Annotated in this window: 27 protein-coding genes; 19 read left to right on the forward strand and 8 right to left on the reverse strand. The window is 70.5% G+C overall.

What is annotated here, in order from left to right:
- From rpsE to GGQ83_RS14830, 13 genes are all read left to right on the forward strand, one after another.
- Complete coding sequence (gene rpsE / locus GGQ83_RS14770) at positions 1–624, forward strand: 30S ribosomal protein S5 (RefSeq protein ID WP_184385332.1); 624 nt, start codon at positions 1–3, stop codon at positions 622–624.
- The gene (gene rpmD, locus GGQ83_RS14775) at positions 617–805 is read left to right on the forward strand and encodes a 50S ribosomal protein L30 (RefSeq protein ID WP_184385333.1); all 189 of its coding nucleotides are present in this window, start codon (positions 617–619) and stop codon (positions 803–805) included. The genes rpsE and rpmD overlap by 8 nt, the downstream gene beginning before the upstream one ends.
- Before the next feature lie 91 nt (positions 806–896).
- The gene (gene rplO / locus GGQ83_RS14780; RefSeq protein ID WP_184385335.1) at positions 897–1,376 is read left to right on the forward strand and encodes a 50S ribosomal protein L15; all 480 of its coding nucleotides are present in this window, start codon (positions 897–899) and stop codon (positions 1,374–1,376) included.
- A 111-nt stretch (positions 1,377–1,487) separates the two neighbouring features.
- A complete protein-coding gene (secY, locus tag GGQ83_RS14785; RefSeq protein ID WP_184385337.1) occupies positions 1,488–2,843 on the forward strand; it encodes a preprotein translocase subunit SecY in 1,356 nt (451 codons plus the stop codon).
- A 10-nt stretch (positions 2,844–2,853) separates the two neighbouring features.
- Positions 2,854–3,507: an adenylate kinase gene (locus tag GGQ83_RS14790; RefSeq protein ID WP_184385339.1), complete on the forward strand. Its 654-nt coding sequence runs from the start codon at positions 2,854–2,856 to the stop codon at positions 3,505–3,507.
- Between the two features lie 174 nt (positions 3,508–3,681).
- On the forward strand, positions 3,682–4,059 hold the full coding sequence (rpsM, locus tag GGQ83_RS14795) for a 30S ribosomal protein S13 (protein WP_184385341.1): 378 nt from the start codon (positions 3,682–3,684) through the stop codon (positions 4,057–4,059).
- Position 4,060: 1 nt separating this feature from the next.
- On the forward strand, positions 4,061–4,453 hold the full coding sequence (gene rpsK, locus GGQ83_RS14800) for a 30S ribosomal protein S11 (protein ID WP_184385343.1): 393 nt from the start codon (positions 4,061–4,063) through the stop codon (positions 4,451–4,453).
- Positions 4,419–5,489: a DNA-directed RNA polymerase subunit alpha gene (locus GGQ83_RS14805; RefSeq protein WP_184385345.1), complete on the forward strand. Its 1,071-nt coding sequence runs from the start codon at positions 4,419–4,421 to the stop codon at positions 5,487–5,489. Before rpsK ends, GGQ83_RS14805 begins: the two co-directional genes overlap by 35 nt.
- A 187-nt stretch (positions 5,490–5,676) precedes the next feature.
- Positions 5,677–6,099, forward strand: a complete 423-nt coding sequence (rplQ, locus tag GGQ83_RS14810) for a 50S ribosomal protein L17 (protein WP_184385347.1) — start codon at positions 5,677–5,679, stop codon at positions 6,097–6,099.
- A 139-nt stretch (positions 6,100–6,238) separates the two neighbouring features.
- Positions 6,239–6,592 carry a YciI family protein gene (locus GGQ83_RS14815; protein ID WP_184385349.1) on the forward strand — a complete coding sequence of 118 codons (354 nt, stop codon included), beginning with the start codon at positions 6,239–6,241 and terminating at the stop codon, positions 6,590–6,592.
- Positions 6,593–6,604: 12 nt separating this feature from the next.
- Positions 6,605–6,931, forward strand: coding sequence for a YciI family protein (locus GGQ83_RS14820; RefSeq protein WP_242535114.1), 327 nt, complete (start codon positions 6,605–6,607; stop codon positions 6,929–6,931).
- Positions 6,928–8,145: an RNA polymerase sigma factor gene (locus GGQ83_RS14825; RefSeq protein WP_184385353.1), complete on the forward strand. Its 1,218-nt coding sequence runs from the start codon at positions 6,928–6,930 to the stop codon at positions 8,143–8,145. The genes GGQ83_RS14820 and GGQ83_RS14825 overlap by 4 nt, the downstream gene beginning before the upstream one ends.
- Positions 8,146–8,178: 33 nt before the next feature.
- Positions 8,179–9,372: a BaiN/RdsA family NAD(P)/FAD-dependent oxidoreductase gene (locus GGQ83_RS14830; protein WP_184385355.1), complete on the forward strand. Its 1,194-nt coding sequence runs from the start codon at positions 8,179–8,181 to the stop codon at positions 9,370–9,372.
- Here the strand turns inward: GGQ83_RS14830 and GGQ83_RS14835 are convergent.
- On the reverse strand, positions 9,329–10,099 hold the full coding sequence (locus GGQ83_RS14835) for an SDR family NAD(P)-dependent oxidoreductase (RefSeq protein WP_184385357.1): 771 nt from the start codon (positions 10,097–10,099) through the stop codon (positions 9,329–9,331). The genes GGQ83_RS14830 and GGQ83_RS14835 overlap by 44 nt on opposite strands.
- Before the next feature lie 39 nt (positions 10,100–10,138).
- On the opposite strand from GGQ83_RS14835, the gene GGQ83_RS14840 reads away from it, so the two are divergent.
- From GGQ83_RS14840 to GGQ83_RS14850, 3 genes are read left to right on the forward strand one after another with little or no spacing between them, the layout of a single operon-like run.
- On the forward strand, positions 10,139–11,038 hold the full coding sequence (locus tag GGQ83_RS14840) for a YicC/YloC family endoribonuclease (RefSeq protein ID WP_184385359.1): 900 nt from the start codon (positions 10,139–10,141) through the stop codon (positions 11,036–11,038).
- Positions 11,028–11,669: a guanylate kinase gene (gene gmk, locus GGQ83_RS14845; protein ID WP_184385361.1), complete on the forward strand. Its 642-nt coding sequence runs from the start codon at positions 11,028–11,030 to the stop codon at positions 11,667–11,669. Before GGQ83_RS14840 ends, gmk begins: the two co-directional genes overlap by 11 nt.
- Positions 11,662–12,597, forward strand: coding sequence for an AEC family transporter (locus GGQ83_RS14850; RefSeq protein WP_311728306.1), 936 nt, complete (start codon positions 11,662–11,664; stop codon positions 12,595–12,597). The genes gmk and GGQ83_RS14850 overlap by 8 nt, the downstream gene beginning before the upstream one ends.
- A gap of 4 nt (positions 12,598–12,601) precedes the next feature.
- On the opposite strand, the gene GGQ83_RS14855 is transcribed toward GGQ83_RS14850, so the two are convergent.
- From GGQ83_RS14855 to GGQ83_RS14880, 6 genes are read right to left on the reverse strand one after another with little or no spacing between them, the layout of a single operon-like run.
- On the reverse strand, positions 12,602–14,086 hold the full coding sequence (locus tag GGQ83_RS14855) for a Ppx/GppA phosphatase family protein (RefSeq protein ID WP_184385363.1): 1,485 nt from the start codon (positions 14,084–14,086) through the stop codon (positions 12,602–12,604).
- A gap of 4 nt (positions 14,087–14,090) precedes the next feature.
- Complete coding sequence (locus GGQ83_RS14860) at positions 14,091–16,271, reverse strand: RNA degradosome polyphosphate kinase (protein WP_311728308.1); 2,181 nt, start codon at positions 16,269–16,271, stop codon at positions 14,091–14,093.
- A gap of 10 nt (positions 16,272–16,281) precedes the next feature.
- Positions 16,282–16,992: a P-loop NTPase family protein gene (locus tag GGQ83_RS14865; RefSeq protein WP_184385367.1), complete on the reverse strand. Its 711-nt coding sequence runs from the start codon at positions 16,990–16,992 to the stop codon at positions 16,282–16,284.
- Positions 16,989–18,146: an AI-2E family transporter gene (locus GGQ83_RS14870; protein WP_242535115.1), complete on the reverse strand. Its 1,158-nt coding sequence runs from the start codon at positions 18,144–18,146 to the stop codon at positions 16,989–16,991. Before GGQ83_RS14870 ends, GGQ83_RS14865 begins: the two co-directional genes overlap by 4 nt.
- Positions 18,146–18,754 carry a CDP-alcohol phosphatidyltransferase family protein gene (locus GGQ83_RS14875; RefSeq protein WP_242535116.1) on the reverse strand — a complete coding sequence of 203 codons (609 nt, stop codon included), beginning with the start codon at positions 18,752–18,754 and terminating at the stop codon, positions 18,146–18,148. The genes GGQ83_RS14870 and GGQ83_RS14875 overlap by 1 nt, the downstream gene beginning before the upstream one ends.
- Positions 18,741–19,406 carry a hypothetical protein gene (locus GGQ83_RS14880; RefSeq protein ID WP_184385368.1) on the reverse strand — a complete coding sequence of 222 codons (666 nt, stop codon included), beginning with the start codon at positions 19,404–19,406 and terminating at the stop codon, positions 18,741–18,743. The genes GGQ83_RS14875 and GGQ83_RS14880 overlap by 14 nt, the downstream gene beginning before the upstream one ends.
- A gap of 112 nt (positions 19,407–19,518) precedes the next feature.
- Between GGQ83_RS14880 and purM the strand changes: the two genes are divergently transcribed.
- From purM to GGQ83_RS14895, 3 genes are read left to right on the forward strand one after another with little or no spacing between them, the layout of a single operon-like run.
- The gene (gene purM, locus GGQ83_RS14885; RefSeq protein WP_277988678.1) at positions 19,519–20,601 is read left to right on the forward strand and encodes a phosphoribosylformylglycinamidine cyclo-ligase; all 1,083 of its coding nucleotides are present in this window, start codon (positions 19,519–19,521) and stop codon (positions 20,599–20,601) included.
- Positions 20,598–21,293, forward strand: a complete 696-nt coding sequence (gene purN / locus GGQ83_RS14890) for a phosphoribosylglycinamide formyltransferase (RefSeq protein WP_184385370.1) — start codon at positions 20,598–20,600, stop codon at positions 21,291–21,293. Before purM ends, purN begins: the two co-directional genes overlap by 4 nt.
- Positions 21,294–21,306: 13 nt before the next feature.
- Positions 21,307–21,465, forward strand: coding sequence for a preprotein translocase subunit SecE (locus GGQ83_RS14895; RefSeq protein WP_184385372.1), 159 nt, complete (start codon positions 21,307–21,309; stop codon positions 21,463–21,465).
- Positions 21,466–21,508: 43 nt separating this feature from the next.
- Here the strand turns inward: GGQ83_RS14895 and ndk are convergent, their stop codons facing one another.
- Complete coding sequence (ndk, locus tag GGQ83_RS14900; RefSeq protein WP_184385374.1) at positions 21,509–21,931, reverse strand: nucleoside-diphosphate kinase; 423 nt, start codon at positions 21,929–21,931, stop codon at positions 21,509–21,511.
- Positions 21,932–22,012: the final 81 nt, after the last annotated feature.

Consider the following 22,012-nt stretch of genomic DNA (forward strand, 5'->3'; position numbering starts at 1 on the left):
ATGGCACGTGAACCGCGAAGCGGCGGCGAAGGCGAGAACCGGGGGCGCGGCCGTGGCCGCGACCGCGACCAGAATCGCAACCAGCCCGAGCGCGACCAGGGCGACGAGCTGCAGGACAAGCTGGTCACCATCAACCGCGTCGCCAAGGTGGTGAAGGGCGGGCGTCGCTTCAGCTTCGCCGCGCTGGTGGTCGTGGGTGACCAGAAGGGCCGCGTGGGCTGGGGTTCCGGCAAGGCGCGCGAGGTGCCCGAGGCCATCCGCAAGGCGACCGAGCGTGCGAAGCGCGGCATGGTCCGCGTGCCGATGCGCGAAGGCCGCACCCTCCACCATGACGTGATCGGCGAGTTCGGCGCCGGCCGTGTGATCCTGCGCGCGGCCCCGGCCGGCACGGGCATCATCGCGGGTGGCCCGATGCGCGCCGTCTTCGAGACGCTGGGCATGGGCGACGTGGTGGCGAAGTGCACCGGCACGACCAACCCGCACAACATGGTGAAGGCGACCTTCGCGGCGCTGACCCGGGCGACCAGCCCGCGCAGCGTGGCGACCCGCCGCGGCAAGAAGGTTTCGGACCTGCTGGGCCCCCGCAAGGACGGCGCCGAGGTCCAGGAGGCGGCCAATGTCTGATGCGAAGAAGACGGTGCGCGTGACCCAGGTGGCGTCCGGCAACGGGCGCAAGCCCGGCCAGCAGGACACGCTGAAGGGCCTCGGCCTGAACAAGATCAACCGCTCGCGCGAGCTGGAGGACACGCCCGCGGTACGCGGGATGATCCGCAAGGTGGCGCATCTGGTGAAGGTGGAAGGCTGACCACGGTCAGCCTTCCCCAAGGTATATCATCCGAACGGCGGCCGGGGCGCGAGGGCGCGGAGGCCCACCCGGCCGGTCATTGGAGAGTGTCATGAAGCTCAACGAATTGCGCGACAACGAGGGCGCGCGGCCCAAGTTCAAGCGCATCGGGCGCGGGATCGGCTCCGGCAAGGGCAAGACCGGCGGCCGCGGCGTGAAGGGCCAGAAGGCGCGTACGGGCGTGTCGCTGAACGGGTTCGAGGGCGGTCAGCTCCCGATCTACCGGCGTATGCCCAAGCGCGGCTTCAAGAACATCTTCCGCAAGGATTATGCGCCCTTGAACATCGGCGTGCTCGACGCGGCGATCGAGGCCGGCAAGCTGCCTGCCTCGGGCGTGATCACCGAGGACATGCTGCGCGAGTCCGGCATCGTGGCCCGCAGCGGCAAGTATGCGGGCGTGCGCCTGCTGGGCCGCGGCGAGATCACCCGTGCGGTCGAGATCAGCGTCTCCGGCGCCTCGGCCACGGCGCTGGCCGCCATGGAGGCGGCGGGTGGCAAGGTGATCCTCCCCGAGGCTGCCGCGGCCGAGTGATCGGCGGCGCGGCGCCACGCGTGATCCGCGCGGGGGCGGCGCGATTGATATGGGCGGGCGCCCGGGCCATGTGCGCCCGGCGTCCGGTCTGACCAGCGGGGGATGTCACGCATGGCTTCGGCCACCGATCAGCTTGCTTCCAGCCTCAACTTCGGTGTGCTGGCCAAGGCGACGGAACTCAAGAAACGCATCTGGTTCACGCTGGGCGCGCTGATTGTCTACCGAATCGGCACCTATGTGCCGGTGCCGGGTGTGGACGCAGCCGTCATGGGCGAGATGCTGCGCCAGCATGGCGGCGGCATCCTTGGCATGTTCGACATGTTTTCGGGCGGTGCGCTAGGGCGCATGACGGTGTTCGCCCTGAACATCATGCCCTACATTTCCGCCTCGATCATCGTGCAGCTGATGACGGCGGCCATTCCTTCCTGGGAACAGCTCAAGAAGGAAGGCGAGGCGGGGCGCAAGAAGCTCAACCAGTACACGCGCTACCTCACGCTATTCATCGCCATCATCCAGGCCTATGGCATCTCGGTGGGGTTGGAGGCGATGCGTGGGGCCTCGGGGCCGGCGGTGGCCGATCCGGGCATGTTCTTCCGCATTTCCTGCGTCATCACCCTCACCGGTGGGACCATGTTCCTGATGTGGCTGGGTGAGCAGATCACGGCGCGCGGGGTGGGCAATGGCATCAGCCTCATCATCTTCGCGGGCATCGTGGCGAACCTGCCCTCGGCTCTGATCTCGACGCTGGAGCTGGGGCGGACGGGCGCGCTCTCCACCTTCTTCATCATCTTCTTCCTGCTGGCGGCGCTCGCGGTCATCTTCGGCGTGGTCTATGTGGAGCGCGCCCAGCGCCGCATCCCCGTACAGTATCCGAAGCGCCAGGTTGGCAACCGTATGTTCGGCGGCGAGGCCACGCACCTGCCGCTGAAGCTGAACACCGCGGGCGTGATCCCGCCCATCTTCGCCTCCTCGCTGCTGCTGCTGCCCGCGACCGTGGCCGGCTTCAGCGCCGAGCCCGGGGCGGAGGGGTGGCTGAACTGGATCACGAACCTGCTGGCCCATGGGCAGCCCATGTATATGGGCCTCTACATGGCGCTGATCGTGTTCTTCGCCTTTTTCTACACGGCGGTGGTCTTCAACCCGACCGAGACGGCCGACAATCTGAAGAAGTATGGCGGATTCGTGCCCGGCATCCGGCCAGGCCAGCACACGGCCGACTATCTGGACCGCACGCTGACGCGATTGACGGTGGTGGGGGCCATCTACCTGGTCATCGTCTGCCTCATCCCTGAAATACTGATCTCAAATTATGGCGTGCCTTTCTACTTTGGTGGCACCTCCCTGCTCATCATCGTGACGGTAACGATGGACACGGTGGCGCAGGTTCAGTCTCATCTCTTCGCCCATCAATATGAGGGCCTGATCAAGAAGGCCCGGCTGGGCGGACGCGGCCCGAGGCCGCGGTGAGGAGGAAGTGATGAACCTGATTCTCCTGGGCCCACCCGGTGCCGGCAAAGGCACCCAGGCCAAGCGCCTGGAGGAACGCTTCGGCGTCGTCCAGATCTCGACGGGCGACATGCTGCGTGCCGAGGTGAAGGCGGGTTCCGAGATCGGCCGTCAGGCCAAGGAGATCATGGAGCGCGGCGAGCTGGTGCCGGACAAGCTCATCACGGCCATGATCGTGGCCCGGGTGCAGCGTCCCGACGCCAAGAAGGGCTTCATCCTGGACGGCTTCCCGCGCACCGTGCCCCAGGCCGGCGCGCTGGACGAGGTGCTGCGCGAGAATGGCCTGACGCTCAACCACGTGATCGAGCTGCGGGTGGATGACGCGGCGCTGGTGGAGCGCATCTCCGGCCGGTTCACCTGCGCCGCTTGCGGCGAAGGCTACCACGACAGCTTCAAGCAGCCGAAGGTGGCCGGCGTGTGTGACGTCTGTGGCGGCACGGAATTCACCCGCCGCGCCGATGACCGCGCGGAGACGGTGGGCGCCAGGCTGGCCGCCTATCACAAGCAAACCGCTCCGCTGCTGCCCTACTACGCGGAGCAGGGCAAGCTGAGCAGCGTGGACGGCATGGCCGAGATGGCTGATGTGACCGCGTCGCTGTCGAAGATTCTCAGCCCGGGCGCTTGACGGCGCGCAGGGCTCGCTCTATTGCCTCCGCTCTTGCGGGCGGGGCGTGTCGTGTTCGGCAGCCTTCGGCCGCGCTCGGCATTTGTGGACGAAGGAATTGCTCACCCATGGGTCATCTCCCATGGGGCGGGCGCATCAAGGGACGGTCCCCGAGGGGGCTGCAGGAGCTGCAACGTGGCGCGCATCGCTGGCGTGAACATTCCCCCGAACAAGCGCGTGGTGATCTCGCTGCGCTATATTTTTGGCATCGGCCCGCAGAACGCGAAGCAGATCTGCGCGACCGTCGGCATTCCGGATGAGCGTCGCGTGAATCAGCTCACCGATGACGAGATCATGAAGCTGCGCGAGGTGATCGACCGCGATTTCCGCGTGGAGGGTGACCTCCGCCGTGAGAACGCGATGAACATCAAGCGTCTCATGGACATGGCCTGCTATCGCGGCCTGCGTCATCGCCGTGGCCTGCCGGTGCGCGGCCAGCGCACGCACACCAATGCCCGCACCCGCAAGGGCAAGGCCGTGCCTGTGGCCGGCAAGAAGAAGGTGACCAAGTAAGATGGCCCGTCAGCCCAGCTCGCGCCCCCGCAAGAAGGAGCGCAAGAACATCAGCTCCGGCGTGGCGCATGTGCTTGCCACCTTCAACAACACCATCGTGACCATCACGGACGCGCAGGGCAACGCCATCGCGTGGTCCTCCTCCGGGTCCAAGGGCTTCAAGGGCAGCCGCAAGAGCACGCCTTACGCCGCGCAGATGGCTGCTGAAGATGCCGGCATGAAGGCGCGCGAGCACGGCATGGAGACCGTCGAGGTCGAGGTGTCGGGCCCTGGCTCGGGCCGCGAATCGGCGCTGCGCGCCCTGCAATCCGTGGGTTTCCACGTCACCGCCATCCGCGACGTGACGCCCATCCCGCACAATGGCTGCCGCCCGCGCAAGCGTCGGCGGGTCTGACGCCAAGGAGCCTGCCCCTTTGCTCGAACGCAACTGGCAATCGCTGATCAAGCCGGAAAAGCTCCTCGTGGAGTCCGGCTCTGCCGATCTCCGCCAGGCCACCCTGGTGGCGGAGCCGCTGGAACGCGGCTTCGGCATGACGCTCGGCAACGCGCTGCGCCGCGTGCTGCTGTCCTCGCTGCAGGGGGCGGCCGTCACGGGCGTGAAGATTGACGGCGTGCTGCACGAATTCAGCAGCCTCACCGGCGCGCGGGAGGATGTCACCGACATCATCCTGAACCTCAAGCAGCTCGCCATCCGTTACCAGGGTGAGGGCACCAAGCGCCTGATGCTCACGGCCACCGGTCCTGGCGAGGTGACGGCGGGCCAGATCCAGACGACGGGCGACATCGAGATCGCGAACCCGGAGCTGGTCATCTGCACGCTGGACGATGGCGCCAAGCTCTCCATGGAGCTGATGGTCGGCACCGGCCGCGGCTATGTCCCCGCCGCCATGAACCGCGCCGAGGATGCGCCCATCGGGATGATCCCGGTGGATGCCATCTACTCGCCGGTCCGCAAGGTGTCCTACCGGGTGGAACCCACCCGCGTGGGCCAGGTGACCGACTATGACCGCCTGGTGATCTCGGTGGAGACGAATGGCACGCTGGTGCCCGAGGACGCGGTGGCTTTGGCCGCCCGCATCCTGCAGGACCAGCTGGCCCTCTTCGTCACCTTCGAGGAGCCCCGCGAGAAGGCGCGCGAGGAGGTGCATGATGACCTGCCCTTCAACCGCAACCTGCTCCGCAAGGTGGATGAGCTGGAACTGTCGGTCCGCAGCGCGAACTGCCTGAAGAACGACAACATCGTCTACATCGGCGACCTCGTTCAGAAGACCGAGCAGGAAATGCTCCGCACGCCGAATTTCGGCCGCAAGTCGCTGAACGAGATCAAGGAAGTGCTGGCCTCGATGGGCCTCGCGCTCGGCATGCCAATCACCGGCTGGCCGCCCGAGAACGTCGAGGACCTGGCGAAGAAGGTCGAAGAGCCGTTTTAACGGCCCTCATACGCCAGGCGGCGGCTCCGCCGCCCTGGCTTTCGCCGCGCGGCTGTCGCGCAGGTGAAGAGGGAAGTCGAGCGGCGCCGGCCGCGGTGCGGCCGGGCATTGAATAAGTGGTAGCCTGTCTGGGCTACCAATCTGGATGTGAACTGATCGCGCCGATGCGCGCTGATGGAGTGGTGTGATGCGTCACGGTATGGCCAATCGGAAGCTGGGCGTCACCTCGACGCACCGCGCCGCCATGTTCCGCAACATGGCGACGAGCCTGATCAAGCACGAGCAGATCAAGACCACGCTGCCCAAGGCGAAGGAGCTGCGCCCCTACGTGGAGCGCATCATCACGCTGGGCAAGCGTGGCGACCTGCACGCCCGCCGTCAGGCCTATGCGGTGATCATGGATCAGAAGGTGGTGGACAAGCTCTTCACCACCATCGCCGAGCGCTACAAGGCGCGCCAGGGTGGCTACACCCGCGTGCTGAAGGCCGGCTTCCGCTATGGCGACGCCGCCCCCATGGCCGTGATCGAGCTGGTGGACCGTGACCCCGCCGCCAAGGGCCAGGACAGCGGTCCCGTGGCCGAGAAGGACGAGGCGCAGGAGGCGGCGTAAAGCCGACACTCCGCCCTGCGGACAGGAAAGGCGAGGGGGAAACCCTCGCCTTTTTTTATGGCCGCCTGTCGAGATAGGCTGGGCCAGCGGCTCATGGTGTCGAGGGCATCCCCCCTCACCCTGAACCGGAGAAGACACCATGGAATATGTGATGCTGTTCGCGGAGACGCCCGCCGAGCGAGGCCGCCGCGAGACCCAGGATGCTCCCGTCTACTGGGGCGCCTGGACCGCCTACATGGAGGCCCTGCAAGCCGCGGGTGTCATGCGCGGCGGCGCCGGGCTGCTGCCGCCCGAAGCCGGCACCACGCTGCGTCTGCGTGGAGCTGAGCGCCTGGTGCAGACCGGCCCCTTTGCCGACAGCCAGGAACAACTGGGCGGCTATGTGCTGCTGGATGTGCCCAACCTCGATGCCGCGCTGGAATGGGCGGCCCGTGCGCCCTGCGCCGGGGCCGGGGCCGTCGAAATCCGTCCCATCCTCTCGGCGGGGGGCTGACCCATGCAGGCCATGCTGCTTTTCGCCCAGCCTTCCGGGCGCACGGGCGCCGCGGCGAACCTCGCCGCCTGGACCGCCTATATGGATGCGATGAGGACCGCCGGCGTGATGCGGGGTGGACAACGCCTGGCCGCGCCGGATGCCGCCACCACGCTGCGCCTCAAGGATGGCGTCCGCCACGTCCAGGACGGCCCCTATGCCGACAGCCCTGAGCAACTGGGTGGCTTCGTGGTGATCGAGGTACCTGACATGGCCGCCGCGGTGGAGTGGGCGGCCCGTTGCCCGGGCGCCATCGACGGGGCGGTCGAAATCCGCCCTCTGCTGCCGCCTCCTGCGTGAGTGCGGCCCAAGCGGCTGAGCAGGCGGCTGAGCAGGCGGCGCGGGGGGCCTATGGTCGCCTCGTCGCCCTGCTGGCCGCCCGCACCGGTGACGTGGCGGCCGCCGAGGACGCCTTGTCCGATGCCTTCCAATCCGCGTTGCGCCATTGGCCAGGGACGGGCGTACCGGATCGGCCTGAGGCGTGGCTGCTCACGGTAGCCCGGCGCAGGCTTGGGCATGCCCGCCGCCACCGCGGCGTGGCGGATGGGGCACGTGTCGCGCTGGAATGGCTCGCCACGCCCGATTCACCGGTGGAATTGCCGGACCGGCGACTGCAGCTCATGCTGGTCTGCGCCCACTCCGCCATCGCGGCGGAGGCCCGCGCGCCGTTGATGCTTCAGACGGTGCTGGGCCTCGATGCGGCGCGCATCGCCTCCTGCTACCTGGCTTCACCCGCCGCCATGGCACAGCGCCTGGTTCGTGCCAAAGCGCGGATCCGCACCGCGGGCATCCCCTTCGAACTGCCAGGGCCGGAGGCGCTGCCGACCCGCCTCTCCTCTGTGTTGGAAGGCATCTACGGCGCCTATGGAACGGGTTGGGCGGATGTCTCCGGGGCCGATGCCGCGGTGCGCGGACTGGCGGAGGAGGCGATCTGGCTCGCCCGTGTCGTGGTGGCTCTCAGCCCCGAGCCCGAGGCGCGTGGCCTGCTCGCCATGATGCTCCATGCCGAGGCGCGGCGCCCGGCAAGGCGGAGTGGCGATGGCGCCTATGTTCCGCTCTCGCAGCAGGACACGGCACTATGGTCACGCCCCTTGATGGCCGAGGCGGAAGCGCTGTTGCGCGAAGCCGCCAGGGCCGGGACCTTGGGGCGCTTCCAGCTTGAGGCCGCGATCCAATCCTTCCACATCTCCGCTCGTCTGACGGGGCAACGGGCGGACGGCGCCTTGCTCGCTCTCTACGACGCCTTGGCGGACATTGCTCCCACGGCCGGGGTGCTGGTCGCCCGTGCCGCTGCCCTGGCCGAGGCCGGGCATCCGGCTGCCGCCCGCACGGCGCTGGATGCCCTGGGGCCTGAGCTCGCGCAGCACCAACCCTGGTGGGCCACGCGGGCCCGTGTCATGGCCCTGCTGGGGGATGCCTCAGGCGCGCGGGAGGCGGCACGGCGTGCCGCGGCGTTGACCGAGGATCCCGCCGTGCGCGCCTTCCTGCTGGCTGGCCTGTTCCAACCCGCATAGACAAGCCCGCCCATCGCGCGGATGGTCCGCCGCATGACAATATCCAAGACGGTCGCCGTGGTGGGCGCCGGCCCCGCGGGCCTCATGGCCGCGGAGATTCTGGCCCAGGGCGGCGCGTGCGTCACGGTCTATGACGTCATGGCCCGGCCGGGCCGCAAATTCCTGCTGGCGGGGCGGGGCGGGCTGAACCTCACCCATGGCGAGGCCCTGCCGCGCTTCCTCGGCCGCTATCCCGTGCCCATGCGCCGCTTCATCGAGGCCTTCCCGCCCCAGGCGCTCGTCGCCTGGTGCGAAGCGCTGGGTCAGCCGGTCTTCACCGGCAGTTCGGGCCGCGTCTTCCCGGTGGCGATGAAGGCTTCGCCCTTGCTGCGCGCCTGGCTGCGGCGGCTGGAGGCGCTGGGCGTCACCCTGCGCGCCGGCTGGTGCTGGCAGGGTTTCGGCCCCGGTCGCACCCTGCGTTTCGACCAGGGCGAGATCGCGCCGGATGCCGCCATCCTGGCTTGCGGCGGTGCCTCCTGGCCGCAACTGGGCAGCGACGGCGCCTGGATTCAGGCCTTCCCGGAACACGCCATCACCCCGCTGGAGCCCGCGAACATGGGCTTCCATGTCGCCTGGTCCGCCCTTTTCGCCACGCGTTTCGCCGGCGCGCCGCTGAAGCGCGTGGCGCTGCAGCTGGGCGATCAATCCTGGCGTGGTGAGGCCATGATCTCCGCGCGCGGCATCGAGGGCGGCGTGATCTATGCCGCCGCGGCCGCGCTGCGCGGGGCGGCGCCCGTCACCGTCACGCTCGACCTGCGGCCCGACCTCGACCTCGCCACGCTGCGCGCCCGGCTTGGCGCTGGCGCGCAATCCCTGGCCAACCGGCTGCGCCGCGCGGGCCTCGCCCCCGTCGCGGCCGGGCTGGTGCAGGAGGCGTTGCGCGCCGGCGCCCGGCGAGAGGACATCGCGGGATTGGTGAAGGCGCTGCCCATCCGGCTGGAGGCGCCCATGGGCCTGGCCCGCGCCATCTCGACGGCGGGCGGGCTGCGCTGGGACCAGCTCGATCCGCGCCTGATGCTGCGCGACCGCCCCGGCATCTTCTGCGCCGGCGAGATGCTGGACTGGGAGGCCCCCACGGGCGGCTACCTGCTGCAAGGGTGCTTCGCCACAGGCCAGGCGGCGGGGCAGGGGGCGCTGGACTGGCTCAGATCGCCTTCGGCGGCACCAGCGACATCAGCCGGTTCCTGAGCCCCGGCGGCAGGGCGCCCACGATCCGCGAGATCACATAAAGGCGGCGCGGATAGACGATGCGCAGCTTCCCCCGCTCGATTCCCTTCAGCGTGCGCGCCGCCGCCTGCTCGGCCGTCATCAGCCAGGGCATGGGGAAGGCGTTGCGCTCGGTCATGGCCGTGCGGACGAAACCCGGGCAGACCGCATGGAGCCGGATGCCCCGCGCGCGCTCGGTGGCGTCCCGCGCCTCGGTCCAGCGCTGCACCGTGGCCTTGCTGGCGCTGTAGGCGGGGGCCGAGGGGCCGGCCACGAAGGCCGCCAGCGAGGCCACCACCGCCACATGCCCGCGCCAGCCATCGGGGCCGGGCGCCTGCTCGGCCATCACCTGCAAGGCGGGCAGGGTGGTGTTCATGGCGCCCAGGATGTTCGTCTCGAAGATGTCGCGCGCGGCGGTCGCGGCTTCGGTCGCGTGGCCCGTGCCGGCGCTGACGCCCGCATTGGCGATGACGAGGTCGAGCCGCCCCGCGCCCAGAATCCAGTCATCCATGGCCGCGCCGTCGCGCACATCCACGCAGCGCGTATGGACCTCGGCGCCCAGGGCGCGGCAGGATTCGGCAACGGCCTCCAGCACCTCGGCACGGCGGGCGCCAAGGTGCAGCATCGCGCCCGGCCGCGAGACGGCGCGCGCCAGCGCCGCCCCCAGGCCGGAGGAAGCGCCCGTGATCAGCACATGGTCGAAGGGCATCGCTGGACTCCCGGGGCGCGGCGCGGGACAAGCCGCGACATGACAATATCCCTGCAAAGCATGACGGGCTTCGCGCGGGAAGCCGGAACCCTGCCGGACGGCGCCGCCTATGTCTGGGAACTGAAAAGCGTGAACGGGCGCGGCCTGGACCTGCGGCTGCGCCTGCCGGGTGGCCTCGACGCGCTGGAACCCGCCCTGCGCGAGGCCGCCTCGCGGCGGCTGAAGCGCGGCAATGTGCAGGTGGGGCTCACGCTGCGGGCCGAGGCGCGACCCATTCTCGCGCCCGACCCGGTGGCGCTCGACCAGGCGGTGCGGCTGGCGCAGGAATTGGCCCATCGCCTGGGCGCCCCGCCGCCGCGCGCCGAGGCGCTGCTCGCCCTGCCGGGCGTCATACGCGCCGAGACCACCGAACCCGATGAGGCCGCCGAGGCCGCGCGTCGCACCGCGCTGCTGGCGGGGTTCGAGCGGGCGCTGGAAGGCCTTGTGGCCTCGCGCCACGCAGAGGGCGCAAGGCTGGCGGACATCCTCACCGCGCTGCTGGACGAGATCGAAGCCCTCTGCGCCGCTGCCGCCGCCGAGGCCGCGACCCAGCCCGCGCAGCAGCGCGACCGCTGGCTGGAAAGCCTCGCCGCCCTGCTCGACGACAAGGCCCGCGCCCGCATCCCGGAGGAGCGACTCGCGCAGGAAGTGGCGCTGCTCGCCACGAAATCCGATGTGCGGGAGGAGCTGGACCGCCTCGCCGCGCATATCGCCGCTGCCCGCGCCCTGGTGGCGGCGGGCGAGGGGGCCGGCCGCAAGCTGGATTTCCTCGTGCAGGAATTCGTGCGCGAGGCGAACACCTTGTGCAGCAAATCGGCCAGTGTCGCGCTGACGCGCACGGGCCTTGACCTCAAGGCGGCCATCGAGCGGCTGCGGGAGCAGGCGGCGAATGTCGAGTGAAGTACCTAAACCCGTGCGGCGCGGCGTCTGCCTGGTGCTGGCGGCCGCGCCAGGTGCCGGCAAGACCAGCGTCTCCCGCGCCCTGCTGGCGATGGAGCCGGAGCTGGAGCTCTCCATCAGCGCCACCACCCGTGCTCCTCGCCCCGGCGAGCAGGAGGGGGTCCATTACTTCTTTCGCAGCGCCGCGGAATTCGACGCCATGGCCGAAGCCGGTGAGCTGCTGGAACATGCGCGCTTCCTGGGCCGCGCCTATGGCACGCCGCGCGCGCCGGTCGAGGCCGCGCTGGCGGCGGGGCGCGACGTGCTGTTCGACATCGAATGGCAGGGCCACCGCCAGCTTCGCGCCAAGCTGCCGCAGGATGTGGTCGGCGTCTTCCTGCTGCCGCCCTCGCTGGCCGAGCTGGAGCGGCGCCTCAACGCCCGCGCCCAGGACAGCGCCGAGGAGATCGCGCGCCGCATGGATGCCGCGCGGCACGAGATGGAACACTGGCACGAGTTCGACCACATCCTGGTCAATGACGACTTCGACCGCACGGTAAGCGACGTGCGCGCCATCCTGCACGCCGCCCGCACCGAGCGCGCGCGGCTGCCCGGCATGGCCGCCTTCATGGAGACCCTGCTCGGTGCATGAGGCGGCCCTGGTGGTGCTGGAGGTGGTGGCGCCCATCTTCGCCATCATCCTGATGGGCTACCTGGCCGCCCGCCGCCGCTGGATCCATGAGGCGGGCTTCGCGGGCATGAACGCATTCGCCTTCAGCCTGGCCGCGCCGGCCCTGTTGTTCACCGCCGGCACGGCGGGGCACACGGGCGGGGGGCTGGCGGCGTTGGCCTTCTTCCTGGGCTGCGGTGTGCTCTATGCCTTCACCCTCTGGGGCGCGCGGCGCACGGGCATAACCTTGGGGGCGGCGAACGCGCTGGGGCTGAACGTCACCTTCGGCAACACGGTCATGATGGGCATTCCCCTGGTGGCCGCGGCCTTCGGCCAGGCGGGGCTTTCGGTGCTGCTGGCCATCCTGGCGCTGCACGCCATGCTGCTGCTCGGGGTCGGGACAGTGGTGGCCGAGTTGGCGCAGAACAATGGCGCGCGGCCGCTCATGCTGCTGCGAAGCACCCTCGCGGGCGTGGCGCGCAACCCGGTGGTGATGGCGGTCTTCCTCGCCCTGATCTGGAGCAGCCTGGGCCTGCCGGTGCCGGCGGCGGCGCGCACCACGCTGGAGATGCTGGGCGCCGCCACGCCCCCGCTCGCGCTGTTCTGCCTGGGGGCGAGCCTGACGGGTTTCGCCGCCGCGGGCCTCTGGGCGCAGACGGGGGTGATGGTGGTGCTGAAGCTGGCCGCTCTCCCATTGCTGGTCTGGGGCTTCTGCCGCCTGCTGGGGGTGAGCGAGTTCGAGACCTCCGTCGCCGTGCTCACCGCCGCCCTGCCGACCGGCGCCAATGCCTTCCTGCTGGCGCGGCGCTATGCCACGGGGGCCGATGGCTCGGGGGCGGCAGTGCTGATCTCGACGGTGCTGTCGGTGGTGACGCTTTCGGCGCTGTTGACGCTGTTCCGGGCGGGGTGAGGCCTCACTCCACCTCCAGCGACGCCTCCAGCCCCAACGCCACCGCCAGCGCGTCCAGCCGCCGCAGCACGCTTTCGCCGGCAAAGACGCCGGCCCCCTGGTCGAGGCGCAGCACCAGCCGCTGCCCGCGCCGTTCGAGGCGCGTGGCTTCCAGCAGCGAGGGCACGCCGCCCGAGAGCGTGTAGCCCAGCCGCAGCGCCGCCCCCAGCGCCTCGGCCCGCCGCGTGGTGGCGGCCGAGAGCAGAAGCCGTGCGGGGGCCAGAAAGGGCGCCAGCGGGTCGGCCTCGTAGCGCAACGCCGCCACCAGCGCGAGGTAGGCGCGGGCATGGTGGTCCAGCCCCACCCCGTGCAGCCGCAGCAGCCGCAGGAAGGCCTGTTCGGCGCGGTATTCGGGGTGGTCGCGGCTGCCGCTGTCGCTGATCCAGCAGGCGGCGGCCCGCAGGGCGCTGTCGGCCTCGCCCTCCTCGGCCAGGGGTTCCAGCCAGCGCAGCAGGGCGGGCGGCAGGCCCATGTCGCGCCCATTGCGCTGCGCGATCTCCCGTGCGGCGGCCAGCAGGGGGTCCTCGTCGCGCTCGCGGGGGGGAAGGCGTTGGGCATACCAGCCCTCGCGCAGCCCATTCGCCGAGAAGACCACCCGCGCCGCGCCTGAGGCGCGCAGCAACCGGCGCATCACCACCGCGGCGAAGGGCAGGTCCGCCAGGCGCTTGCTGGGCGCGGCCGGCATCCGCTCCAGCGACTTGCGCGGCGCGTTCATGATGACGCCCGCGAGGTCCCGCGCCTCCTCCCGCCGGATGGCGTAGTGGTGGACGATGTTGAGCGGATAGCCCGTCTGCACGATGTGGATGCGCGCCAGCGCCCGGAAGGTGCCGCCCACCAGGAACAGGTCCTTCAGCGGGGTGGCGCCCAGCCAGGGCACGGATTTCAGCTCGGCCTCCGCGATGGCGCGCGCCCGGGTGGCGTCGCCCTCGGCCCGCTCGCCCAGGCGGATGGTGCCGATGGGCAGCGAGGCCGTGTCGGTGATGCGCCCCTGCGAGAGCCGCACCAGTTCGAGCGAACCGCCGCCCAGATCGCCCAGCACGCCATCGGCCATGGGCACGCCCAGCAGCAGGCCCTCGGCCGAGAGCCGGGCCTCCTCCTCGCCGGTCAGGACGTTGAGGCGCGCGCCGGGCATGACGCGGGCCATCTCCTCCAGGAACTGCGCGCCATTGCTGGCGTCGCGCACGGCGGCGGTGGCCATCACCTCCAGCGGTTCGGCGCCCATGCCGCGCGCCAGGGCGTGGTAGCGGCCCAGCACGGTCAGGGCCTGGGCGGCGGCGGCCTCGTTCAGTTCGCCGGTGGTGTGCAGGCCGCGGCCCAGGCCCAGCACCGCCTTCTCGTTGAAGATGACATGCGGGTTGCGGCTGAGCCCCTCATAGACCACCAGCCGCACCGAGTTGGAACCCAGGTCCACCACGCCGGTGCGGATGCGGGTGGTGATGTGCGAATCCATACAGTCAGTCCTGATGCAGCCGGTCTTGTCGGGCGCGGCGGGAGGTGGCCGAGCGCACGGGCCGTGACAGCGCGCTGCCCCGGCCGGAGAGCGAGGGGTTGGTCATGAAGTATTCGTGCGCCGAGAATTGCCGCGGGTCCGGCGCGCGGCGGCGCCAGGTGCCGTCGGGCTCCAGGTCCCAGCTCTGCGCGGCGTCGCGCAAATTCACCACCATGATCTGGTCCAGCACCTGGGCGTGGACGGTGGCGTTCTCCACCGGGACCATGGTCTCGACGCGCCAGTCCATGTTGCGCGCCATCCAGTCGGCGCTGGAAATGTAGACCCGCGCGCGGCGCGAGGGCATGCGGTGCCCGTTGCCGAAGGCATAGACGCGGCTGTGTTCAAGGAAGCGGCCCACGATGGATTTGACCCGGATGTTGTCCGACAGGCCAGGAACGCCCGGGCGGAGGCAACAGATGCCGCGGACCACGCATTCCACATGCACGCCGGCCATGGAGGCGCGATACAGCGCGTCAATCAGGTCGCGGTCCACCAGGCTGTTCATCTTGAGCCAGATGGTGGCGGGCTTGCCCTCGCGCGCGAAGGCGATCTCCTGCTCGATCAGGCCCATGAGGGTGGGGCGGATGGTCAGCGGCGCGAAAGCGAGCTTCTCCATGTCCTCGGGCCGCGCGTAGCCGGTCATGTAGTTGAACAGCTTGGCGGCATCGCGCGTCAGCGTGGGGTCGGCCGTGAAGTAGCTGAGGTCCGTGTAGATGCGCGCCGTGATGGGGTGGTAGTTGCCCGTGCCGAAATGGGCGTAGCTGCGAAGGGAACCGCCCTCACGCCGCACCACGAGCGAGACCTTCGCGTGGGTCTTCAGCTCCACGAAGCCGAAGACGACCTGCACGCCGGCCGCTTCCAGCTCCCGCGCGATGGAGATGTTGCGCTCCTCGTCGAAGCGGGCCTTCAGCTCCACCATGGCGGTGACGGACTTGCCGGCCTCGGCCGCCTCGATCAAGGCCCTGGCAATCGGGCTGTCGCGGCTGGTGCGATAGAGGGTCTGCTTGATCGAGACGACGCTGGGGTCGCGCGCCGCCTGCCGCAGGAACTGCACCACCACGTCGAAGCTCTCATAGGGGTGGTGGACCACGATGTCCTTGGCGCGGATGGCCGCGAAGCAGTCGCCGCCGAAATCCAGGATGCGCTCGGGGAAGCGCGGCGTGTAGGGGGTGAACAGCAGGTCCGGCCTGTCGTCCACAATCATCTGCGAGAGGTCGGCCACCCCCAGCAGCCCGTTCACCGTGAAGATGCCATCGCGGGCGGCGTCCAGCTCTTCCGCCACGAACTCGATCATGTCGCTGGGCATGCGCGCATCCACCGCCAGGCGGATGGCGCGGCCGCGGCGGCGGCGCTTCAGCGCGGTCTCGTAGGAACGGACGAGGTCTTCGGCCTCCTCCTCGAACTCCACGTCGGTGTCGCGGATCAGGCGGAACAGCCCGCGCTCGGCCACGATGAAGCCGGGGAAGAGGTGGTGCAGGTTCAGCGCCACCACATCTTCCAGCAGGGCGAAGCGGATGCCCTCCTCGCCATTGGGCAGGCGGATGAAGCGGTCCACCTGGGGCGGCAGCGGGATCAGCGCGCGCATGGTCCCGCCATCCTCCTCGCGCACCAGCTTCAGCACCATGCAGAGCGCGAGGTTGGAGATGAACGGAAAGGGGTGCGCCGGGTCCACCGCCAACGGGGTCAACACCGGGAAGACGCGGTCCTGGAAGAAGGCCTCCAGCCAGGCGATGTCCGGCTCACCCAGGGCGTCGGCGTCCAGCAAGGTCACGCCGGCGGCGCGCAGCTGCTTGTGCAGCGTGGTCCACGCCGTCTGCTGTCCCTCGATCAGCTTCAGCGCCCGCTGGTGGATGGCCTGCAACTGCTGGGTGGGGGAGAGCCCGTCGGGCGAGGGGGTGGTGACGTTCTCGCGCTCCTGCCCCACCAGCCCGGCCACGCGCACCGAATAGAATTCATCCAGGTTGGAGCCCGAGATGGCCACGAAGCGCAGCCGCTCCAGCAGCGGGTGCTGGGGGTTGGCGGCCTCCTCCAGCACGCGGGTGTTGAAGTCGAGCCAGGAGAGCTCGCGGTTGAAGAAGCGGCCGGGCTCCTGCGCGGGCTCGGGGGCGGGCGGGGCGATCGGGGGCAGGGTCACGGCGCTGGGCATGGCGGCCACGCTACAGCAACCGGGCGTGGTCGAGCAGGTACTCCGGAGGCGCTGTCTCGAAACCATCATCATCGAGCATGGGGGCCAGGGCGGCCAGGGCGGAGCGCAGCGTGGGCCGGGCATGGGTGCCGAGCGTGGCGCGATCGAGCCGCGCCACGGCCTCCGCCATGGCGGCCGCGCTGCGGGGCAGGCGCAGCCGCAGCCGCGCGCCCAGGCCGGGGTCCAGCGAGAGCTGCCGGTCCGCCAGGTGCTTGGCGAAGAGCGCGTCCAGCAGCGCGTCCGAGGGTTCGTTGGTCATCGCCACTGCCGTGGCGGCGAGGCGGGAGCGCAAATCGGGCAGGGCCACCCCCCAGCGCGAGGGCGCGGCGCGGCCGGCCATCAGCAGGGGCAGGCGGGCCTCGGCGCAGGCATTGATCAGGTGGAACAGGGACGCCTCCTCGCCTGGGGCATCGGCCATGTCCAGCGCGATGCCGCGGGTGGGCGCCTCGGGCAGGCCGCGCAGGGCGGGACCCTCGCGCAGCTCCCAGCCATGGGCGGCCGCCATCATGTGCAGCAGGTGGGTCTTGCCGGTGCCGGGCGGGCCGGCCAGCAGCAGGCGCCCATGCGGCCAGCGATCGGGCTCGGACAGCCAGCGCAGCGCCTCCTCGTTGCTGGCATCGGCGATGAAGTCGGCGGCGGCGAAGGAGGGGGCGAGTTCCAGCGGAAGGGCGAGCTGGATCACGGCCCGTCCCCCGGCCGCGGCGGGTCGAGATAGACCGGGCTGTCGAGGTAGCGGCGCAGCCAGTAGCGGGCCAGCACGCCCACCGCGGCGGCGATGGGCACGGCCAGCAGCACGCCCAGGAAGCCGAAGGCGACGCCGCCTGCGAACAGGGCGAAGATGACCCAGACGGCGTGCAGCTCCACCCTGTCGCCCAGCAGGCGCGGGTAGATGACATAGCCTTCCAGCACCTGGCCCAGCACGAAGATGCCCACCACCAGGATCACGCCGTTCCAGTCGCCCCATTGGCCGATGGCCAGCAGCACGGAAAGGGCGAAGCCGGTGAGCGACCCCACATAGGGAATGAAGGACAGAAGGCCGGAGACGAGGCCCACCATCAGCCCCAGCTCCAGCCCCACGGCCGAGAGGGTGATGGCGTAGAAGGCCCCCAGCGCCAGGCAGCACAGAAGCTGGCCGCGCAGCCAGGCGGACAGCACCCGGTCCACGTCGCGCGCCAGTTGCAGCACGGTGGGGGCGGAGCGCCGGGGCAGCCAGCGTTCCAGCCGCCCCATGATGCCCGGCCAGTCGCGCAGCAGATAGAAGCTGACCACCGGCGTCACCACCGCCAGGGTAAAGACGTGGAACAGTGCCATGCCCTGGCCCAGCAGCCGCGTGGCCGAGGTGCCGAGCCAGCCCACCATGGTCCCCGCCTGCCCGATGATGAGTTCGCGCAGCCGCGCATCCACCATCTCGGGCCCGGCGGCCTCTTCCAGCGTCAGCAGGAAGTCGCGCAGGGCGGCGTTGATGGTGGCGATGTAGCCGGGCAGGCGCGTCAGCAGCACGCCGATCTGCGCCAGGATGAGGGGGTAGAGCAGCAGCACCGCCAGCAGCCCCAGCAGCAGCAGCAACGTGACCAGCAGGATGGCCGAAAGCCAGCGCGGCGAGCCGAGCCGCGCCATGCGGCTGGCCAGCGGGTCGAGGAAATAGGCGATGCAGGCGGCCAGCACGAAGGGCGTGAGGATGGCCGAGAACATCCACAGCCCCAGCAGTAGCGCGAGGCCCACCCCCGCCAGCAGCGCCAGGCGCTGGCGGCGGCTCGGGCCCGTGGGCGGCACGCGGCCCCGTCCGGGGGGCGGGGCGGGAAGGGGCGGCACGCGCGTCACCATGTCGGGCGGCATCAGCCGAGGCCCTTCAGGCGCCGCGCGGCGCCGATCACGTAGGCGATGCCGGAGGCCAGCGTCGTGGCCGCGACCAGCCAGATCAGCGCTTCAAGCGCCACCGGCATCGGGGGGCCGAAGCCCGCGGTGAACAGCGCCAGCGCCGCGAGGCCGATCTGCAGCGCGGTGTTCACCTTGGAGACCAGGATAGGCTGTATCACGGGCCGTTGCCCCACCATCCAGAGCAGCAGCAGCCCGCCCACGATCAGCACGTCGCGGAACACCACCAGGATGGCCAGCCAGTCGGGCAGCACCTGGATGGCGGCCAGCGTCACATAGACCGAGACCAGCAGCGCCTTGTCCGCCATGGGGTCGAGCAGCGCGCCGATCTGCGAACGCGCGTTCAGCACCCGCGCGAGCCAGCCATCCAGCGCATCCGACAGCCCCGCCGCCACGAAAACGAGGAAGGCGAGGTCGAGCCGTTTCTGCAGGATCAGCCAGATGGTGGCCGGCACGGCCAGCAGCCGCACGAAGGTGATGATGTTGGGAAGCGTCAGCAGGTCATGCGTGGGGCCCGGCGCGGGCGCGCCGGGTGGGGTCGAGCCGGGGTCAGGCTCACCTGCCGCCAAGGCCCACCTGCCAGACCGGCCCGCCGCTGTCCACGAAGAGGCCCATGGCCGAGAGGCTGGAAGCGGCCTCGACGGGCAGGCTGCGCAGCCCGAGGCGCACCCTCGCCGTGTCCATGTTCATGGCCAGCACCTCGACACTGACCACGCTGCCCGACTGCATCATGCGCCGCCGCAGTTCGAGCCAGGCGGGCAGGGAGCCCAGCACCGCCTCGGCCTCGATGGTGGAGGTCGCCGCCATCGGAATGTTGAGGGCGAGGCCGCCGGTGCCAGGCGCGGGGCCTCCCGCCATGCCGCCGCCCACGGACCTGCCCAGCGCCGCGCTGACGGCACCTGGCGAGAACTGCACCGTCACGCGCCCGATATAGCGGGTGGCGGTGGTGCGCTCCTCCTCGATGATGATCGCGGCCACCATGGAGTCCAGCTGGGAGGCCGGGGGCGCCGAGCGCGATTCGCCCAGCGCTTCGGCCATGCGCTGGAAGGCGATGCGCGCGGCGGAGGCCTGCGCCAGCTCCCGCGCCGCCACCGCATTGGCCGCCGTGGCCTCGGCCGGCACGCCGCGTTGCACCAGGGGGTTGTCCTGCGCCGCCAGGGGGAGGCAAAAGACGCCCGTGAGCATGAGGCCGAGCAGGCCGCGCCGCAGCGCTGCCCTCATCCGGGCGGGCATGGTCGCGGCCCGCGCGATCGTCCTGTATCCTGCATCCAAGGCGGCTGTCCTCCTGACCGGGGTGCATCGCACCGTTTGACTTAGCCCATCGGAGGCGACCCTGAACAGTTCGCACGACAAAGACCCGACCCCCAATGGGCTGACCTATGCGCAGGCCGGCGTGGATATCGAAGCCGGCGACGCGCTGGTGGAACGCATCAAACCCCTCGCGCGTTCCACGGATCGTGCAGGAACCATGGGTGGCCTGGGCGGCTTCGGCGCCCTGTTCGACCTGAAGGCCGCGGGCTTCACCGACCCCGTGCTGGTCAGCGCCACCGATGGGGTGGGCACCAAGCTGCGCCTGGCCATCGAGGCGGGGCGGCATGGCGAGGTGGGGGTGGACCTCGTCGCCATGTGCGTGAACGACCTGGTGGTGCAGGGCGCGGAGCCGCTGTTCTTTCTGGATTATTTTGCCACCGGCAAGCTGGAGGTGGCGCACGCGGCCGAGGTGGTCGCGGGCATCGCCGAGGGCTGCCGCCAGGCCGGCTGTGCCCTGGTGGGCGGCGAGACGGCCGAGATGCCGGGCATGTATCACGGCGGCGACTATGACCTGGCCGGCTTCGCCGTCGGTGCCGCCGAGCGCGGCGCGCTGCTGCCGCGCGAGGTGGGCCCGGGCGATGTGCTGGTTGGCCTGTTGAGCTCGGGCGTGCATTCCAACGGCTTCTCCCTGGTGCGGCGCATCCTGGAGGCGAGCGGCGCGCGGCTGGACGCCGAGGCGCCCTTCGCCCCCGGCAAGACCCTGGCCGAGGCGCTGCTGGCCCCCACCCGCATCTATGTGAAGCCGCTGCTGGCGCTGCACCGGGCGGGGATGCTCAAGGCCGCCGCCCACATCACGGGCGGGGGCCTGCCGGGCAACCTGCCCCGCGTGCTGCCCGAGGGCGTGCGGGCCGTGGTGGATGCCGGCGCCTGGACGCCGCCGCCCGTCTTCCCCTGGCTGGCCCGCGCCGGCGGCGTGGCCGAGGCCGAGATGCTGCGCGTCTTCAATTGCGGCCTCGGCATGGTGGTCGTGGTCGCGGCCGAGCATGCTGAAGCGGCCGTGGCGCAGCTCAACGCCGCGGGCGAGACGGCCCAGCGCATCGGCACCATCGAGGCCGGCGGCGGCGAGGAGGCCGAGGTGGTGATGCGGGGCCGCCTGTTTCCATGACGCGGCCCAAGGGCGAGGGGCCCAGGGTCGCGGTCCTGATTTCGGGCCGCGGGTCGAACATGGCGGCGCTGCTGGAGGCGGCGGCCGCGCCTGATTATCCGGCCGAGATCGCCCTCGTCCTGTCCAACCGCGCCGATGCGGCCGGCCTGGCCCATGCGGCCGGGCGCGGCGTGCCCACCGCCGTCGTCGAAAGCCGCGGCCGGCCGCGCGAGGCCTTCGAGGCCGCCCTCCAGGCCGAACTGGCCGCCCATGACATCGAGCTGGTCGCGCTGGCGGGCTTCATGCGGGTGCTGACCGAAGGCTTCGTCCGCGCCTGGGAGGGGCGGATGGTGAACATCCATCCCTCGCTGCTGCCGTCCTTTCCGGGACTGGACACCCATGCGCGCGCGCTCGCCGCGGGCGTGCGGCTGCATGGGTGCACCGTTCACCTGGTGACGCCCGGGGTGGATGAGGGGCCCATTATCGCCCAGGCCGCCGTGCCGGTGCTGCCCGAGGATACCGAAGCGGAACTGGCCGCCCGGGTCCTGGCCGAGGAACATCGGCTCTACCCGGCGGCGCTGGCCTGGCTGGCCTCAGGACGGGTGCGGCTGGAGGAAGGGCGCGTGGTGGGAACGCTGCCGGCCGCGACGGGCGCCTTGATCAACCCCTTGCCCGGATACGCGCCGCTTCCTACACATCGCGCCAAGGATTGAGGAGAGCCCTGAGATGGCCCAGCAGCACCATGAGATCGAGTTCGTCGAAGTGAAGGCCGAGGACATCATGTCCGAGCGCCAGGGCCTCTATGACGCCTTCATGGCGTCCATCCCCTGGGCCGTGGGCGCGACCGTGGCGATCCTGGTGCTGATCTACCTGATCTGGGGCTGAGCCCCGAAGCGTAAGGGGGGCGGTCGCCCGCCCCCCAACACATTCAGCCGACGATTTCGCTGCCGGCGAAGAAGTAGGCGATCTCGATGGCCGCGTTCTCGGCGCTGTCGCTGCCATGGACGCTGTTGGCCTCGATGCTCTCGGCGAACATCTTGCGGATGGTGCCGGCGTCGGCGTTGGCCGGGTTGGTGGCGCCCATCAGCTCGCGGTTCTTGGCCACGGCGTTCTCGCCTTCCAGCACCTGCACGACGACGGGGCCCGAGGTCATGAAGGACACCAGCTCGCCATAGAAGGGGCGGGCGGCGTGGACTTCGTAGAACTTCTTGGCCTGCGTCTCCGTCATGTGGATGCGCTTCTGCGCCACGATGCGCAGGCCGTTCTCCTCGAACACGGCGTTGATCTTGCCGGTGAGGTTCCGGCGCGTGGCGTCGGGCTTGAGGATGCTGAAGGTACGTTCAATGGCCATGGGGTTATTCCTGCCGTTGGGATGTGGCGCTGGCCGGGCGGATAGGGGCAGGCCGCCCCGCGCGCAAGCCCTCAGCCCTTT

It is taken from the genome of Roseococcus suduntuyensis (assembly GCF_014196305.1).
In the GTDB taxonomy this organism is placed as follows: domain Bacteria; phylum Pseudomonadota; class Alphaproteobacteria; order Acetobacterales; family Acetobacteraceae; genus Roseococcus; species Roseococcus suduntuyensis.